We start from the raw sequence: 16,804 nt of genomic DNA on the forward strand, positions 1-16,804 counted from the left end.
AGATCGACGGATCGAGGTCCGACCACCCTCGGTCGGACGAAGTTCAGCCCACCAGATCTCGTCACCGACGTATCGTCCACCCTCGACAGGGTGCCCACCTGCAGCCAGATCAGCTGCTCCGATCGGAGAAGTCCACGATCCGTACGGGGCTGCAATCTGCTCGCTGGGGGTCATCGCTCGACAATAGCCAACGGGGCGTGCGACACGGTCCCCGACAATGCACTTGCACAGTGGTGGAATCATGTAACTCGTGAGCACACCAGAACCCGTCCGCCACCGTCAGCCGCAGCGCGAGCTGGAGCAGTCGTCGAAGCTCCAGAACGTCCTGTACGAAATCCGTGGACCGGTGCACGCGCATGCCGCCCGGTTGGAGGCGGAAGGACACCGGATCCTCAAGCTCAACATCGGCAACCCGGCACCGTTCGGATTCGACGCCCCCGATGTGATCATGCGGGACATGATCGCCGCCCTGCCCTATGCACAGGGCTATTCGGAGTCGAAGGGCATTCTGTCGGCGCGGCGCGCAATCGTGACGCGTTACGAGTTGGTTCCCGGCTTCCCCGAGCTCGACGTCGACGACATCTACCTCGGCAACGGTGTTTCCGAGCTGATCACGATGACCATGCAGGCCCTCCTCAACAACGGCGACGAGGTTCTGATCCCAGCACCGGACTACCCCCTGTGGACTGCGATGACGAGCTTGTCCGGAGGCACGCCCGTCCACTATCTCTGCGACGAGGCCAACGACTGGAATCCCGATATCGCCGATATCGAATCCAAGATCACCGACAAGACCAAGGCTCTCCTCGTCATCAACCCGAACAACCCCACGGGTGCGGTGTACTCGATGGAGGTTCTGCAGCAGTTGGTCGATCTGGCACGCAAGCATCAGCTTCTGCTGCTCGCCGACGAGATCTACGACAAGATCCTCTACGACGACGCCAAGCACATCTCGCTGGCAACACTTGCCCCTGATCTGCTGTGCCTGACGTTCAACGGCCTCTCGAAGGCTTACCGCGTCGCCGGCTACCGCTCCGGCTGGGTGGCAATCACGGGCCCGAAGGATCACGCGGCCGGCTTCCTCGAGGGACTCGATCTCTTGGCGTCGACCCGTCTGTGCCCCAACGTCCCCGGACAGCACGCCATTCAGGTCGCCCTCGGCGGTCACCAGAGCATCGAAGACCTGATCCTGCCCGGCGGCCGCCTGCTCGAGCAGCGCGACGTCGCTTGGGAGCGATTGAACATGATTCCGGGCGTTTCGTGTGTGAAGCCTCGCGGCGCGCTCTACGCGTTCCCTCGTCTGGATCCGAACGTCTACGAGATCCACGACGACGAGAAATTGGTTCAGGACCTGCTTCTCCAGGAGAAGATCCTGATGGTTCAAGGCACCGGGTTCAATTGGCCGAATCACGATCACCTTCGGATCGTCACCCTTCCGTGGGCCCGAGATCTCGCCGTGGCCATCGAGCGATTCGGCAACTTCCTCACCAGTTACAAACAGTAGATTCTCACGCTGAATCCGGCTGAAATCGAGTAAACAATTCGTTGTACAAATGCCCCGTAAACGTAAAACTGCGGGGCATTTGTGCGACCTTGGTCACATTTTTCGCAAACCATGCGGTTTGATTGACTCTTTAACTATTTAGTGACCTGCCCCGATGTGAAAACGGTCCAACCGGTACGTGATTCGTTGTGAAATTGGTAGTTGGACAACGCGCCAAATCGGTTTGAAATTCGGTACATTAGTTAGCAGCACTTCGGTGCCGCGAGCACCTGGTATCCCTCCCCCCCCTGTGGATACCAGGTTGGTGGCGGGGACAACCCCCCCTGTTCCCCGCCACCCAGCTCGACCAATCCCAGTTTCACAACCCCTCATCGGTAGCACCGGTTTTCGCCGACTCTGCCTTGTAGCGACACTGCCTTTCACCGACACTGCCGTCAGAAGCTGACCATTCGCTTCGGAGCCGATAACATTGCACCGGTGCAAATCCCCAGTCCGACACTCAGTTTCCGATGAGTCACGGCCACGGCCACGGTGGCCCCATTCAGATCGGCCCCACCGCATCACGCGTCGTCATCGGGTTGCTCGTCGTCATCGGCATGGTCGTCGTCGCGGCAGCTGTCGCACTGTGGCCGGACAAGAACACCATTCCCGTCCCACTCCCCTTCCAGAATGCCGACGGCAGCTCGGTGGAAACCGAGGCGGGCACCGTCACGATGCAGGATCTCGGTGACTGCGGAAGTTCCTCTGCCGGAAGGGTATTCGTCGGTGCCCCGCAACCGCCGCCTACCTCCGCCTACCAGTGCCAGCGAAGTATCGTCGATATCGAATCCGGGCCGAATGCCGGAACGAAGACATTGCTCGAGGTCATTCCGGGCGCCGGTCAGCCGGACCTTCGCGTGGGTGACCACATTCGCCTGGTGCGTCAGACCGACCCGAACGGAAACACGCAGTACTCCTTCGAAGACTATTCGCGTGGGCTCCCGCTGGCGTTGATCGTCATCGCGTTCGCCGTCGTCATCATCGCAGTCGCACGGTGGAGAGGGCTGCGCGCACTCGTCGGCCTGGTGATCGCCTTCGGCGTAGTCGTCGGGTTTCTCCTACCCGCTCTGCTCGACGGCAAGCCTGCGATACCGGTTGCGCTGGTCGCCGGGGCGGTGATCTTGTACGCGGTTCTCTATCTGGCGCACGGGGTCTCACTCAAGACCAGTTCTGCTTTGCTCGGCACCCTTGCCGCCATGGTGCTCGCCGCGGTTCTCTCCTACCTCTGCATTGAACTGACACACCTCACCGGTTTGTCTGAAGAGCAGAACACCAATGTTCAGACCTATATCGAGCACATAGACATCACCGGCCTGCTGCTGGCGGGCTTCATCATCGGCTCGCTCGGCGTTCTCAACGACGTCACCATCACCCAGGCATCCTCGGCATTCGAGTTGGCCGAACTCGACAAGCATGCGTCCCGTCGAAAAGTCTTCGGCGGTGCGATGCGGGTCGGACGTGATCACATCGCCAGCACGGTCTACACCTTGGTTCTCGCGTACGCGGGTGGGGCGCTGCCACTGCTACTGCTCTTCAGCGTCAGCGGGCGCCCTCTTCAGGACGTCCTGGTCGGTGACGCTGTAGCGATCGAAATCGTACGGTCCGCGGTCGGCGGGATTGCTCTGGCTCTATCTGTTCCGCTCACTACTGCTATCGCTGTGATTCTGGCTCGGCCACCCGGTAGTGCGGTCAAGGCCGGCCCCACGTCAGGTGGCCGACACTCCAAACGCTGAAAACGAGCCTCAGAGTCCGGGAATCGGTGGGAGAACCGGCAACAGAATCGGCGGAAGCCCCGGGATGTAGATCGCCGGCGGTGGCGGCGCGGGCGCGGGCGCGGGAGGCACGTAAGTGTCCTGCACGACTGGCGGAGCCTCGACGACCGGAGGGGCTTCCTCCGTCGTCGTCGGGGGCGGGGTCGTTGTGGTCGTCGGCGGCGGAGTAGTCGTGGTCGTCGGTGCCGTCGTGGTCACCTCGGTTGCCACGGGTCCGGCGTCCTCGGAATCGAAGACCTTTCCTCCGTAGCCCAATCCCAGCCCCACGATCACGATCGCCGCGATCACACCGGCGCCGAGGCCCGCGAACCGTAGCGGGTTTCTCGCCTCTTTGGATGTCGATTCAACGGGTTGTGTCCCGGCGAGCCAGGACGGGTGTGCGGCCCCTGCCCCGGGTGCCTCGCCTTCGTACATCGCCGAGTACGCCTGGGCGTCAACCATCACGGCCTCGGTGTCTGCGTCACGTTCTGTGCTGAATCCGTCCGTGGCCCGGTCGCTGTCGGCGACCACGAGATCTGCGGCCGGATCGAATCGTTGCTCGTGCCGGTTCGGTCGCGGCTGAGGCAGTTCCGCCGCGTAAGGGCTCGGCACCTGTTCTTGCGGAACGGACTTCGTGCCGGAAGTGACTTCGGACAACGCATTCGGCCGCTCCGATTCCGCGAGCGTTGCGACCCCTCCGTGGCTGAACGCCTGAACCGGAACGGGTACCTCCGCCGGGGTGTGGATCGGATACGGCGCAAAGATCGGCGCTACAGCCGGAACTTGAACCGGGGCAGATACCGCGCGCGCCGATGGCGTCATCGACGACTCCGCGATCAGCGCAGCGCCTTGAGCAGTCACGAGTTCCGGCTGCTCGGGCGCGATGAGGGGGCACTCCAGCCACGCGGCGAGGGTCGCCCGCACGATCGGAATGCGTGCACCGCCACCGATCAGGAGAATCGCGTCGGGGTTACGGCCGGACGTTGCGATGACCTCTCGTATCTCGCGTGCGAAGGCCTCCACCGACGTGACGACCAACGAATCGAAAACTTCCCGCGACAGCAGGAGAAGCCCGCCGGGGCCGGGCAGGCACACCGCACTTCGTGAGGACAGCTGTTCCTTCGCGAGTCGGCATCGCGCCTGCAGTTCGGCATCGCCGCCCGGGTCGGCCGGCGTAGCTATACGGCGACGCACGGTCTGATCCGAGTAGACGAGCTCGTCGAAGTGATCTCCACTGACCCGCGTCGACCGGGCGGTGACGACGGTAGACCGCATCTGCCTGTCCACAATGCTGATCGTCGATCCAGAACTACCGATGTCGACGACGACGAGTGTGCTCTGGTCGGTCAACGCACCGGACTCCTCGAGCATTCGAAGCGTCGCGACTACTTCGGGAACCAGCTCGAAGTTGTCGATGCCTTTCTGTTCGAACGCTGTTTGGAGTGCTCCGGCCTGCGCTTGATCCCGGTAAGCGACGACCGTATTGCTGCCGAGGTCGGCATTCTCGGTCAAGGCCACGCCGGTTGCCTCCGCTGCGACTTCCTCGGGAATCTCGCGGCCTCGATCGACCGCTCTGGATCGGAACACCGGACCACTGTGGTCGGGCGTCCCCGGGCGCGCCAAACGCACAGCGCTGGCTCCCACCGTCACACCCAAAACCAAGTTCATGATCCACCTTCGTCGACCGTCGACGGGTTCCGTCACCAGACCCCGTCATTCCCCGGCCGGAAGTCTACCCACTGGGCATGGTCTGCGAGGTTCGCGCATCTCACCTAAGGCCTTCTCGCAGCTATTTTTTCGCTACCTGGACGTTCGACCTACCGCCCCAATCCGCGATAGTTCCAACCGGCGGAGCGCCACAGGTCCGGATCGAGGCAATTTCTGGCGTCAACGATCACCCGCCGCCGAACGAGTGGTTCCAAATCGGCGGGCACGAGTGAGGCGAACTCGTCCCATTCAGTGGCGATCAAGACCACATCAGCATTCCTGCAAGCTTCTGACGTGGAGGTTGCGTAGTGAAGGGTGGGAAACAGTCGGCGAGAATTATCCATTGCCTTCGGATCGAAAACGGTGACCGCCGCCCCGTGCAACTGCATCATTCCTGCAACGTTGAGCGCAGGCGAATCGCGCACATCGTCGGATTCGGGCTTGAACGCAGCTCCCAGCACCGACACGTTAGCTCCCAGCAAACTGCCATCGCAGGCTGCCGTCACCAGTTCCACAGCTTTTGTCCGTCGTCGCATGTTGATGCTGTCGACCTCGCGGAGGAAGTACAGCGCCTGGTCGACACCCAACTCCCCGGCGCGTGCCATGAACGCCCGAATGTCCTTCGGCAGGCACCCACCGCCGAACCCCAAGCCCGCATTGAGGAACCGTCTACCGATCCGAGCGTCGTACCCGAGAGCGTCGGCCAACATCGTGACGTCGGCGCCGGTCGCCTCGCACACCTCCGCAATCGCATTGATGAAGGACACCTTGGTCGCGAGAAACGCGTTCGCAGATCCCTTGACCAACTCGGACGTCGCCAGATCGGTCACGAGGAACGGCACCCCCGCGCCCAGTATCTCGGCATACACCTCGCGAAGAACGCCTTCGGCGTTTCCCGGCCGGTCACGATCGATCCCCAGAACCAACCGGTCAGGGCTCAAGGTGTCCGCGATCGCGTGTCCTTCACGCAGGAACTCCGGATTCCAGGCCACCTCTACCGAGCCACCCGCCGGCGCAGTCGCTCGGAGTCGCTCGCCGAGAGCCGCTGCCGTGCCTACCGGCACCGTCGACTTCCCGACTATCAGCGAAGGCTTTCGCAACAACGGCGCCAACATGTCGATCACCGAATGAACATGACTCAGATCTGCGGCGTACTCCCCCTTCTTCTGGGGCGTCCCCACACCGACGAAATGGATGTCCGCAAAATCCGCGGCATCGGAGTAGGAAGTCGTGAACTGCAGCCGACCCGACGCCAGATTCTTCTCCAGCATGTCGGTCAGACCCGGCTCGAAGAACGGGACCTCCCCACGAGACAACTTGTCGACCTTGGACTGGTCGATGTCGACTCCCAGCACGTCGTGGCCAAGTTCGGCCATACACACTGCGTGGGTCGCCCCCAGGTATCCCGTTCCGAACACGGTCATCTTCATGTGTTGTTGGTATGCGTCCGAACTTTCCGAAACGCGTACGCCAGGTGGGCGCGAAACCAACATCGGGCGTACGACGAGTGCGTCGCGTGTGCAACCTATGCTTCTGCCATGCACGTTCTCTTCGTTTGTACGGGAAACATCTGCCGATCACCCACGGGCGAACGCCTTGCACGTGCTTATGCCGCCGAAGCCGGGGTCACCGGATTCACCGCGTCGAGTGCCGGAACCCGGGCGATGGTCGGACACCCGATCGAGCCGACTGCTGCGAGGGTTCTCGCGGGGCTCGGCGGCGACCCCACGGAGTTTCAAGCCCGACGCATGACAACGGCGCTGGCCTCGGACGCCGACCTCATTCTCACGATGACCGAAAGTCAGCGAGACAAAGTCCTGGCGATGGCTCCGGCGCGGCTCAAGCGCACGTTCACACTTCGAGAAGCCGCACGGTTGGGCTCGCTCGCAGATGCAGGAACTGTCGAGGACCTCGCCGCCGCCAGACCCCGATTTCGTGCCACCGAACCCGAGGACGTCATGGATCCGATGGGTAAGGAAGAGAACGTGTTTCACGAGATCGGACTTGAGATCGCCGATCTCCTCGGCCCGCTGCTCAGCCGACTTCGCTTCGGTGAGCTCTGAGCGAGGTCACCGCAGTCAACTGTGGTAACGACTTGTCCGACTCGTAGTAGCTGTACTCGTACGCATTGCGTCCGCGAGACGGCGTCATCGTGATGACAGTGCCCAGGACGTGCGCACCCACACTCTGTAGGTTTCCGACCGCGCACGCCAGTTGATCGCGCTTCGTGGAGCCGTGTCGGGCGATCACAAGTGCACCGTCCGACATCGCGGCCAGGACCGCGGCATCCGTGACGGGTAGCAACGGCGAGGCGTCGATGATGACGTAGTCGTATCGCGCCCGCAGTTCCTCGAGAACATGTTTGGCCGTGTCCGTGCCGAGTAGTTCGCTCGGGTTCGGCGGGATCGGTCCGGAGGCGAGCACTGTCAGCCCGTCGAACTCGGTCGGCTGAAGCACATCGTCCAGCGTCGCTTGACCGGAGAGCACCGAACTGACGCCGACACTTCCGAGCAATCCCAAATACTTCGATACTCGCGGCTTCCGGAGGTCGCCTTCCATCAGGCACACTGATTTGCCGGCCTCCGCCAAGACGAGAGCGATGTTCACGGCCGTGGTCGTCTTACCTCCGGAGGGAAGCGAACTCGTGACGACGGTGACACGCGGTGGATGGTCCACCTCGAGGAACTGAAGGTTGGTGCGCAATTCACGGAAGGCTTCGGCACTCACGGAACTTCCGTCACTGAAAGCGATCGCGTGATTGACTTCGACGTCCTTGTCGAACGGGATCGTGCCCACCATCGCCGAACTCGCGATCTCTTCTACAGTTCGACGATCTTTCACCGTGTTGTCGAGTCGATCACGAATCAACGCAAGCGCGATCCCCACAACCAGTCCCGCCACTGCGCCGAGCGCGAGGTTGCGCGAAGTCTTGGGTGACACCGGAACAGTCGGCTGTTGAGCCTGCTGTTCGACGACCACACGTGCAGGCGGTGTTCCGCCGTTCTCGGGTGTCTCCAGTTCCTTTGCCAATGCCACGAATTCGGATGAGAGAGTGTTCGCGATCTCGCGTGCGAGTTCCGGTGACGCGTCCTTGACTGCGAGGTCGATCAACACAGTGTCGGGCGCCGACGTCGCAGTGACCTTGGAAGCCAACTCTTCAGCCGACATCCCGCCGACCACCCTCGGTCCCAGTTCGTCGATCGTCTGCTGTGCGAGTGTTCGGCCGGTCAGGAGTTTTGTATAGGACAGAACTCGCTACTGTGAAAGTTGACTGCCCTGCAGTGCCTCGTTGACCGAGGTACCCGCCGACGTCGAAACGAACAACCGGCTCGAAGCCTGGTAGATCGGTGTCGAAAGAAGAGAAGCGCCAAGGGCTCCGAGGATTCCGAGGACGGTTACAGCAGCCGGTGTGGCCACGGACATCGGGCCCAGAACTCGTTCAAGCTGTGTCGCAACTGGATAGCACCAAGGTATCTGCCGCCTCGAACGATCCATCAGTCGGCGGCAGGGTCGATATCGCGTCCCGGTACTGCACTAGGCTGCGCCAGCAACTCTCACACCAACTGCCCGAACGCATCGCGGGATGCAAGGTCGAGCCTGAGACCGTGCGCAACCCACAACGCCGAACCGGGCTGATCCGCCTATGGGCCCGCCCCACTCGTCGCACGACTCAGCCAGGACGCCCACAAGGACTCGTACGCAACCAATTCGACGGTTATAGCAGCGATGTTCGATGTCATAGCGGCACCGGTCAAGCAGGGACAGCTCAGACCGCAGCGTCGCATCCCGCATGCCCGTGCCTACCCGATTACTGCGACGGCCGATGAACCTGCATTCCGGAGTGCGCGTCGCAGACTCAGAGGACCCGACTAGAGAATTGCGTCCGATTCACCACATACAGAAGGGCCCTCGAGCATTGCTCGAGGGCCCTGCGAGGCGTCGGGATTTAACGTACGACCAGATCAGTTGACTGTCGACGTTACCCTTCGTTCGCCGACTGGATTGCTGTCCACGGAACCTCCCACGGCCACGTCAGCGACAACCGGATCGGAATCGTAATAGTACTTGTACTCGTAGACACCACGACCGTTCAGCGGGGTCATCGTGATGACAGTGCCGAGAATTGTCGCGCCCACACTGTGGAGATTGCCGACCGCCCTGCTCAGCTGTTCCCTCTTCGTCGTGCCGTGACGAGCAATCACTAGCGCACCATCCGCCAGCGCTGAAAGAACTGCAGCATCCGTAACCGGAAGCAACGGCGAGGCGTCGATGATGACGTAGTCGAACCTTCTGCGGAGATCGGTAAAGACCGCATGGGCAGTGTCAGTCCCCAGCAGTTCGCTCGGGTTCGGAGGAATCGGACCTGAGGCAAGAACCGTCAGGTCAGCATTGCTCGTGACTTGAAGTACGTCGTCGAGATCTGCTTGCCCGGCCAGGACCGAGCTCAGACCGACGCTTCCGATAAGTCCGAGGTACTTCGAAACGCGAGGCTTACGGAGGTCACCTTCGACGAGACACACCTTCTTGCCTGCCTCGGCCAACACGAGTGCGATGTTCACCGCAGTCGTGGTCTTTCCCTCGGAGGGAAGAGAACTCGTAACGACGATGACACTCGGTGGGCGATCCACGGCAAGGAACTGCAGATTGGTTCGCAGCTCGCGGTACGCCTCGGCACTTGCGGAGTTGCCCTCGTGGAAGTTGATCGCTTGATGAACTTCGCGTTCCTTGTCGAACGGAATTGTTCCCACCATCGCCGCGCCGGCGATGTCTTCGACCACCTTGCGCTCTTTGACGGTGTTGTCCAGGCGATCACGCACCACAGCCAACCCGATCCCCAGCAGAAGCCCGATCGCGGCACCGAGCGCCACGTTCCGCGAAGTCTTCGGCGACACCGGTTCCGCGGGAGTTTGTGCTCGCTGTTCGACAACGACGCGCGCAGGTGCTGTTCCGCCATTTGCGGGCGTACCCAGATCTTTGACCATCACGACAAACTCGTCCGAGAGCGCATTTGCGATTTCACGTGCCAGTTCAGGCGACGCATCTTGCACGCTCAAATCGAGCAGTACTGTATCCGGCGCCGATGTGGCGGTCACCTTGGACGAAATCTCCGCAGCGGAAAGCCCACCGAGTCGATCGGGCCCGACTGAATCGATCGTTCTCTGTGCCAGTGTCTCGCCGGTAAGGAGCTTGGCGTAGGAAGTGACCAACTGCTGTGAGAGTTGGTTACCTTGGTAAGCCTCGTTCACGGTTGTTCCGGCAGAAGTCGACACGAACAGGCGCGTGGAAGCCTGGTAGATCGGCGTGGCAATCAACGAGGCGCCCAATGCGCCCAAGATCACGACCACAGTGACGACAGCGACTATCTTCCACCGTGCCTGCAAAATCTTCAGGTAGTCCCGTACATCCATCGTCGAATCTCCTTCGGCTCGAACACGTATCACGTCTTCGAGTAGTAATCGACAGCCGCTGTCGAGCCGCTGCACTCAATGCAGGCTGAACGAGGCAGCCAATCTTCTATCGCGTGTCCCTGCGTCACAGCGCGAGGTATTTGCCGAAACAGCCAGGGGGGAGAGGCCTTCACGGCATCTCACACATCTCACTTCCTGGCCGATGCTTGATCGGGAAGTGGCGAACACGCGACACTGACATCGGGCCCACTCGCACATCGCTCAGAGCAGACACAACGTGCAGCCAGGCTGAACTCTACTGCGTCATTGGTCTTTTCACCACCGCAACGGAGCCTCGAAACTTCCTAGACATCGTCAGTCGACCGTGCCGACCATGAAAGGGTCACATACCACAGCGGGCCGTAGGACCAACGTCCGTCGACGACCAACTACGCAACTTGCCGTCGGAAGTTGATGCATACCAACCGAACAAGGCAACATACCCCTCACCCTGCGATGCACGAGCGGCTATCCCAGCATCTCCCCCGGCCACAGCTCGCTCGCCGACGGACTTTGGTCCCGGGCACACGGCCACTTCCCCTCGATGCCTACAACACCCACCCTCCGTGAAGGTTTCACCGGTTTACGGCCTTCCGAGACCTCGGTAGGTCCACCCTGCGTCGCGCCAGGTGGTCGGTTCCAGACAGTTACGTCCGTCGATGATGACCTTCTTGCGGACGACAGGTTCGAGGTCCGACGGCAACAACTTTCGAAACTCGGTCCACTCGGTCAGAACCAAGACGACATCAGCGCCTGCACACGCTTCAAGTGCACTCGAAGTGTAAGTGAGGGTGGGGAACAACGCCTTCGAGTTTCCCATCGCCTTCGGGTCATAGACATTGACGGCAGCGCCTTGCAGCTGAATCTGCCCGGCAACGTTCAGCGCAGGTGAGTCGCGCACGTCGTCGGAGTCAGGCTTGAAGGCTGCACCGAGAACCGCCACATTGGCTCCGAGTAGAGAACCACACGCTTCTCGAGCCAGTTCGACCATCCGAGTACGACGACGCATGTTGATGTTGTCGACTTCGCGTAGGAAAGTGAGTGCTTGATCTGCTCCCAGCTCACCAGCACGTGCCATGAAAGCACGGATGTCCTTCGGTAAGCAGCCCCCACCGAAACCGATTCCGGCGTTGAGGAATCGCCTACCAATTCTCTCGTCGTGGCCGATGGCATCGGCAAGAACGGTCACATCCGCACCTGAAGCCTCGCACACCTCCGAGATCGCATTGATGAACGAGATCTTCGTTGCCAGAAATGCATTGGCTGATGCTTTGACCAACTCCGAAGTCGCAAGGTCGGTCACAACAAAGGGAATACCTTCGTTCAAGAGTTGCTCGTACACTTCACGCGCAACCGATTCCGCACGTCCGGGGCGATTGCGGTCGACCCCGAGCACAAGCCGGTCCGGGTGAAGCGTGTCCTTGACCGCGTAGCCTTCCCGGAGAAATTCCGGGTTCCACGCCACCTCGACGTCTTGTCCGGCAGGCGCCAGCTCCCGTGCCCGCGCACCCAATCGCTCTGCTGTACCAACTGGCACAGTTGATTTCCCAAAGATTACGGTCGGCCTGGTCAAGAGGGGTGCGAGTGTCTCGATCACCGAATCGACAAAACGCATGTCGGCCGCGAACTCCCCCTTCTTCTGCGGCGTACCGACGCCGAGGAAGTGGATGTCGGCGAACTCTGCGGCCTCCTCGTAGGAAGCCGTGAATCGAAGACGTCCCGCGGCTATGTTGCGGCGCAGTACTTCCTCGAGTCCCGGTTCGTAGAAAGGAACCTCCCCAGCTTCGAGCATAGCGAGCTTGTTCGGATCAACATCCACCCCGAGAACCTCATGACCCAACTCGGCCATGCAAGCTGCGTGTGTCGCCCCGAGGTAGCCTGTGCCGAATACCGCAATACGAGAAGTCATAACGATGTCTGCCTGTCGAAGTCGAGTTTACGTCGAATAATGCTGTAGTACTTCATGTCCTGATCGAATCGACGTTCTGTCGATACCACTCCACGGTCGATGCGATCCCCGCACGAAGATCAATCCTGGGCTGCCACCCCAAATCTCGAAGCTTCCCGATGTCAAGCAACTTCCGCGGCGTCCCGTCAGGTTTCGAATGATCCCATTCGATCTCGCCGTCGAACCCGATCTCGTCCGCCACGATCGCAGAGATCTCCGCGATGCTCTGGTCCTCGCCTGTACCAACATTGACGTGTTCTGCTCCGTCATAGTGGTCGAGCAAATGAAGGCAGGCATCCGCCATGTCGTCGACGTGGAGAAACTCGCGCCTCGGCGTCCCGCTGCCCCAGTTCACGACTGAAGCAGCTCCATCACGGCGCGCGTCGTCGAAGCGTCTGATGAGGGCCGGCAGCACATGAGAGCCCTTGGCAGAGAAGTTGTCACCCGGGCCGTAGAGATTGGTCGGCATCGCGGAGATCCACGGACGCCCGAACTGCTTGCGAACAGCCTGTACCTGCAGGATTCCCGCGATCTTGGCGATGGCATATGCATCGTTCGTGGGTTCCAAATGACCGGTCAGCAGATATTCTTCGCGAATCGGTTGAGGAGCGAATTTCGGGTAGATGCAGGATGATCCGAGGAACAGCAGGCGATCTACGTCGAATTCGGCCGCCGCGTCCATCACGTTCACCTGGATGCGAAGGTTGTCGGAGATGAAGTCCACCGGCAGTGTGCTGTTCGCCAGTATCCCGCCCACTTTGGCTGCCGCGAGGACCACGTTCTTCGGCCTCTCAGCGGCGAAGAACTCGAACACGGCACCGCGGTCGCGAAGATCGAGTTCGGCGGACGTGCGACCGACAAGGCGATTGAAACCGTCGGCCTCCAAACGACGCCAGATCGCTGAACCCACGAGTCCACGATGGCCCGCGACGTACACCGCATCGTTCCGATCGAGGGACTTCTGCGCGTACTCCCCCGTCATCGAGCGTGCTCCCAATCCACCAGGTTCGGGCGGTCGATCCAGGGCTTGCCCTCACACGTCAGAGCCTCGATGTCCGCATCGACCATGATTCGAGCCAGCTCGGGGGTATGTACAGTCGCCTTCCAGCCGAGCTTCTGCTCCGCCTTACCTGCATCTCCGATCAACGCATCTACTTCCGTCGGCCGCAGATAGCGCTCGTCGAAGCGCACATGATCTTCCCAGTTCAACCCGGCGTGCTCGAAGGCCACCGTCAGGAAATCCTTGACCGAGTAGTTACCGCCTGTCGCGAGCACGTAATCGTCCGGCTCGTCGGCCTGAAGCATCCTCCACATTCCCTCCACGTACTCCGGCGCGTAACCCCAGTCGCGGATTGCATCGAGATTACCCATGTACAAATCGTTTTCCAGGCCGGCCTTGATCCGCGCCACCGCCCGCGTGATCTTGCGAGTTACGAATGTTTCGCCTCGCCGCGGAGATTCGTGGTTGAACAGAATTCCGTTCACGGCAAAGATCCCGTACGCCTCGCGGTAGTTCTTGGTGATCCAGTACGAGTACACCTTCGCCGCACCGTACGGCGATCGCGGATAGAAGGGAGTCTGCTCGTCCTGCGGAGGCGGTGTCGCACCGAACATCTCGGAACTGGACGCCTGGTAGAACCTGCATTCGAGACCAGCCATCCGGACTGCTTCGAGCAACCTGATCGACCCGATTCCCGTCGTGTCTCCGGTATGTTCGGGCTCGTCGAAACTTACCCGTACATGGGACTGCGCTGCGAGGTTGTAGACCTCGTCCGGGCGTATCTGTGCGAGAAGAGTGACCAAACGCGCCCCGTCGCTGAGATCTCCGTAATGAAGGAACAGTTTTGCATCCGGCGTGTGGGGATCCACATACATGTGATCGATTCGAGCTGTATTGAACGTGGACGATCTACGAATAAGTCCGTGGACCTCGTATCCCTTGCTCAACAGCAGCTCGGCCAGGTATGAACCGTCTTGGCCTGTAATTCCGGTAATCAGTGCACGTTTCACTTGAAACTCCGTCCTCGAAGCAGATACTTGTCTGCGAGTAGTCATCGGCCGAATTGTGTTGTGTGGGAGCAGCGAACCCACAACCAGAACTGAGAAACCCTCACGGCATTACTGCCTCCTTGATCCGCGATCTCAGATCCTCCAGTTCCGCGGCAGCGGAATCCATTCCGCGAGAGATTCGGGTAGATTCGTCGTGCCCTAGATTCAAGCTGCCACCCGTCGCATCGTCCATCCAGGAGGCCTGCGGTGCGAGTACCGGTTCCAGCGAATCCCTCAGCTTCGGTACCGAACTACTACCCGACATCACCGGTATCGATCCGCCTCGAGCGCTCAGGATCAAAACATGGAGGCGGTCACTGACGGTTACGGCGGCGCGCTCGTACAGGGCGCGGACAGCGGACTCCTGTTGCCGATGGGTCGTGTCATCGTCCCATCCCACGTAGGGAATACCCAGCGTCGCAGCAACTTCGCGGTTGTGGCTGTCGTCCTCGACAACCTGGCAACAGGCCATCAAATCCAAACCATCTGCCGCGAACTGACTTTGGATCGACCGAAGGGTCGCGTAGTTCACCGGTCGGTCATGCCGAAGTGAAAGCAAGGCTATTTCTCGGCGCGCAGATTCTCGGCCAGCAGACTTCGCTCCGTCGGATACACCGGCCCCGAACGCGAGATCGGGATAGAACCGACTCTTACCTCGCAGGTACTCACACGTCCTTTTGTCACGTGCCGCGTAGACGTCGGCTACGCCGACGAGGATCTTCTCGGGTACTGCCGCCATTGGGCTTCGTACCTCGATCGACCGTCCCAAAACGAGGACTCGTGTACCGAACATGCGAAGCACCGCAAAGACTGTCACCAACAACGAGTGCTTGACGACGCTTGCTGCTGATGCCCCCAGAACCGCCGGCCCAGGTGCCATCACGATCACTGCCCGCTTTCGGCGCACCGTATCGGACAAAATCGCTCGCCAGAAGCTGATACCCGAATCCATGACCTCGTCGGTTGGTTCCCAATCGAAGGCATCGACGTACTCCGCGCTCATACTGCCCGAAAAGACAACGGGTTTGAATCCCAGTTCACGCATGTAGTCGACTGCTGTTCGGCGTATCTCGATGTCACCCAGATTGCCCTGAGCTGCTGCGATACTCATGAAGAACCTACGCATGGGGATCCCTCCTCATTGCAACGACAACGACACAGGTCAGCAATGCGGTTTGAAGTACATAGCTGAGCGAGAGCGACCACCCCGCTCCGAGCGCCCCGTAACGGGGGGCAGCCAGCACGATTCCGACGAGGCAGATCAAGGTGCTCACAACCGTTATGTAGGAGACGATTTCAACTCTGCCCGTACCTTGCAGGATCGCATTCAATTGGGACGAGATCGCTGCGAAGATCAAACTGAAGCAGACGACCTGCATTACCGGTACCGCGTCTACGTACGCATCGCCCAAAATCGGTGGAACGAGTTCAGGTATGGCAGCTGCGATCACACCGAAGATCACCGCGCTTGCGATGCATACGTACATCGCGGGTCGCAGAATGCCCTGGGTGATTCGCCCGGTCGTCGAGCGCGCCGCCGCAGGCATGAGAACTGCCGCAAACGATGTGGGAATCAGCCGCAACGGCGTGGTGATACGACTCGTCACGCCGTAGATTCCGGAGACGGCCGGTGACGTGACAAGTCCAACCAGCAGTACGTCGAAGTTGCGCGTCTGAGTAGCAACGGAATTCAACCAGAAGTGCGAAGACTTGCCAATGATCGACTTGTACGAGCGTCTCGATCTGACACGAGTGATCGCCGGTCCGAGCCGAATGGCCACGAAGACAGCGATCATCGAAGAGAACGCGAGGCCCACGGAATACCAGAACACTGCGTCGACTCCTGCGAGCCAAGCGGCCGCAACAAAAACGAGAGCAAGTGCTCGCCGGAGGAGCAACGACACCGCGTTCTGCCAGGTATTCCCGTCAGCGAGTGGTAGCGAGAGCAGCGTCTCGACGTAATTGTCCAGAACAACCCAAGCTGTCAACGGCACTACGAACCAAAGCTTCGGCTCGAAGACCGCGGCTACCGCCGCGGTAAATGCCAGCAATGCACCGACGGCCAGGTTGGCGCGGCGCGAGAACTCCAAGGTCGACGCGATGAGGGGTTCCTGGTCACCCAACGCACGGATCCGAACCAGAAATGGGGTGAACCCGAAGTTCAGAATGGTCTGAAGCACCAGTCCGACACCATAAGCCGCAGCGAAGATTCCAAAGCCGGACGGACCGGAGATACGCGCGAGTAGGACCATACTCAGTGCCTGAATCAACGCACCGACAAGACGTCCGCCGGCGATTCCCGTGAACTGAACCACCAAGGGGTTCGTCATCACCTTCATGTTCCACCACCCGGGCACTC

The 16,804-nt window shown here is 60.6% G+C and carries 11 protein-coding genes and 1 pseudogene; 3 read left to right on the forward strand and 9 right to left on the reverse strand.

The genetic code is table 11. From position 1 onward, the window contains the following. Window positions 1–250 precede the first annotated feature (250 nt). Window positions 251–1,504, forward strand: coding sequence for a pyridoxal phosphate-dependent aminotransferase (locus tag ACYP01_RS20520; RefSeq protein ID WP_003943683.1), 1,254 nt, complete (start codon window positions 251–253; stop codon window positions 1,502–1,504). A 509-nt stretch (window positions 1,505–2,013) separates the two neighbouring features. Next, window positions 2,014–3,276, forward strand: coding sequence for a YibE/F family protein (locus ACYP01_RS20525; RefSeq protein ID WP_003943628.1), 1,263 nt, complete (start codon window positions 2,014–2,016; stop codon window positions 3,274–3,276). 9 nt (window positions 3,277–3,285) lie between these two features. Here ACYP01_RS20525 and ACYP01_RS20530 read toward each other — a convergent pair whose 3' ends face one another. Further along, a complete protein-coding gene (locus ACYP01_RS20530; RefSeq protein ID WP_459682057.1) occupies window positions 3,286–4,962 on the reverse strand; it encodes an Hsp70 family protein in 1,677 nt (558 codons plus the stop codon). A 149-nt stretch (window positions 4,963–5,111) separates the two neighbouring features. Beyond that, window positions 5,112–6,431 (reverse strand): UDP-glucose dehydrogenase family protein, encoded by a 1,320-nt coding sequence (locus ACYP01_RS20535; protein ID WP_459682059.1) that lies wholly within the window; start codon window positions 6,429–6,431, stop codon window positions 5,112–5,114. Between the two features lie 108 nt (window positions 6,432–6,539). Here ACYP01_RS20535 and ACYP01_RS20540 point away from each other — a divergent pair, with 108 nt between their 5' ends. Next, on the forward strand, window positions 6,540–7,064 hold the full coding sequence (locus tag ACYP01_RS20540) for an arsenate reductase/protein-tyrosine-phosphatase family protein (RefSeq protein WP_459682061.1): 525 nt from the start codon (window positions 6,540–6,542) through the stop codon (window positions 7,062–7,064). Here the strand turns inward: ACYP01_RS20540 and ACYP01_RS20545 are convergent. From ACYP01_RS20545 to ACYP01_RS20575, 7 genes and pseudogenes are all read right to left on the reverse strand, one after another. Beyond that, window positions 7,036–8,424 (reverse strand): annotated as a pseudogene (locus tag ACYP01_RS20545) (tyrosine-protein kinase domain-containing protein). The gene ACYP01_RS20540 and the pseudogene ACYP01_RS20545 overlap by 29 nt on opposite strands. 539 nt (window positions 8,425–8,963) lie before the next feature. Next, complete coding sequence (locus ACYP01_RS20550) at window positions 8,964–10,409, reverse strand: tyrosine-protein kinase domain-containing protein (RefSeq protein WP_459682063.1); 1,446 nt, start codon at window positions 10,407–10,409, stop codon at window positions 8,964–8,966. A gap of 622 nt (window positions 10,410–11,031) precedes the next feature. After that, window positions 11,032–12,357, reverse strand: a complete 1,326-nt coding sequence (locus ACYP01_RS20555; protein ID WP_459682065.1) for a UDP-glucose dehydrogenase family protein — start codon at window positions 12,355–12,357, stop codon at window positions 11,032–11,034. Window positions 12,358–12,409: 52 nt separating this feature from the next. Then, window positions 12,410–13,378, reverse strand: coding sequence for a GDP-L-fucose synthase family protein (locus tag ACYP01_RS20560; protein ID WP_007726619.1), 969 nt, complete (start codon window positions 13,376–13,378; stop codon window positions 12,410–12,412). Then, a complete protein-coding gene (gene gmd, locus ACYP01_RS20565) occupies window positions 13,375–14,406 on the reverse strand; it encodes a GDP-mannose 4,6-dehydratase (RefSeq protein WP_459682066.1) in 1,032 nt (343 codons plus the stop codon). The genes ACYP01_RS20560 and gmd overlap by 4 nt, the downstream gene beginning before the upstream one ends. A 100-nt stretch (window positions 14,407–14,506) precedes the next feature. Further along, window positions 14,507–15,571: a polysaccharide pyruvyl transferase family protein gene (locus ACYP01_RS20570; protein ID WP_459682069.1), complete on the reverse strand. Its 1,065-nt coding sequence runs from the start codon at window positions 15,569–15,571 to the stop codon at window positions 14,507–14,509. Beyond that, on the reverse strand, window positions 15,564–16,775 hold the full coding sequence (locus ACYP01_RS20575) for a lipopolysaccharide biosynthesis protein (RefSeq protein WP_459682071.1): 1,212 nt from the start codon (window positions 16,773–16,775) through the stop codon (window positions 15,564–15,566). Before ACYP01_RS20575 ends, ACYP01_RS20570 begins: the two co-directional genes overlap by 8 nt. Window positions 16,776–16,804 lie beyond the last annotated feature (29 nt).

Source organism: Rhodococcus sp. no. 34, assembly GCF_054589475.1.

What these genes read in the sequence shown, in the direction of transcription:
- ACYP01_RS20525 (WP_003943628.1), top strand. Translation starts at nt 2,014, where the DNA reads ATGAGTCACGGCCACGGCCACGGTGGCCCCATTCAGATCGGCCCCACC.
- ACYP01_RS20530 (WP_459682057.1), bottom strand. Translation starts at nt 4,962, where the DNA reads ATGAACTTGGTTTTGGGTGTGACGGTGGGAGCCAGCGCTGTGCGTTTG.
- ACYP01_RS20535 (WP_459682059.1), bottom strand. Translation starts at nt 6,431, where the DNA reads ATGAAGATGACCGTGTTCGGAACGGGATACCTGGGGGCGACCCACGCA.
- ACYP01_RS20540 (WP_459682061.1), top strand. Translation starts at nt 6,540, where the DNA reads ATGCACGTTCTCTTCGTTTGTACGGGAAACATCTGCCGATCACCCACG.
- ACYP01_RS20550 (WP_459682063.1), bottom strand. Translation starts at nt 10,409, where the DNA reads ATGGATGTACGGGACTACCTGAAGATTTTGCAGGCACGGTGGAAGATA.
- ACYP01_RS20555 (WP_459682065.1), bottom strand. Translation starts at nt 12,357, where the DNA reads ATGACTTCTCGTATTGCGGTATTCGGCACAGGCTACCTCGGGGCGACA.
- ACYP01_RS20560 (WP_007726619.1), bottom strand. Translation starts at nt 13,378, where the DNA reads ATGACGGGGGAGTACGCGCAGAAGTCCCTCGATCGGAACGATGCGGTG.
- ACYP01_RS20570 (WP_459682069.1), bottom strand. Translation starts at nt 15,571, where the DNA reads ATGCGTAGGTTCTTCATGAGTATCGCAGCAGCTCAGGGCAATCTGGGT.
- ACYP01_RS20575 (WP_459682071.1), bottom strand. Translation starts at nt 16,775, where the DNA reads ATGACGAACCCCTTGGTGGTTCAGTTCACGGGAATCGCCGGCGGACGT.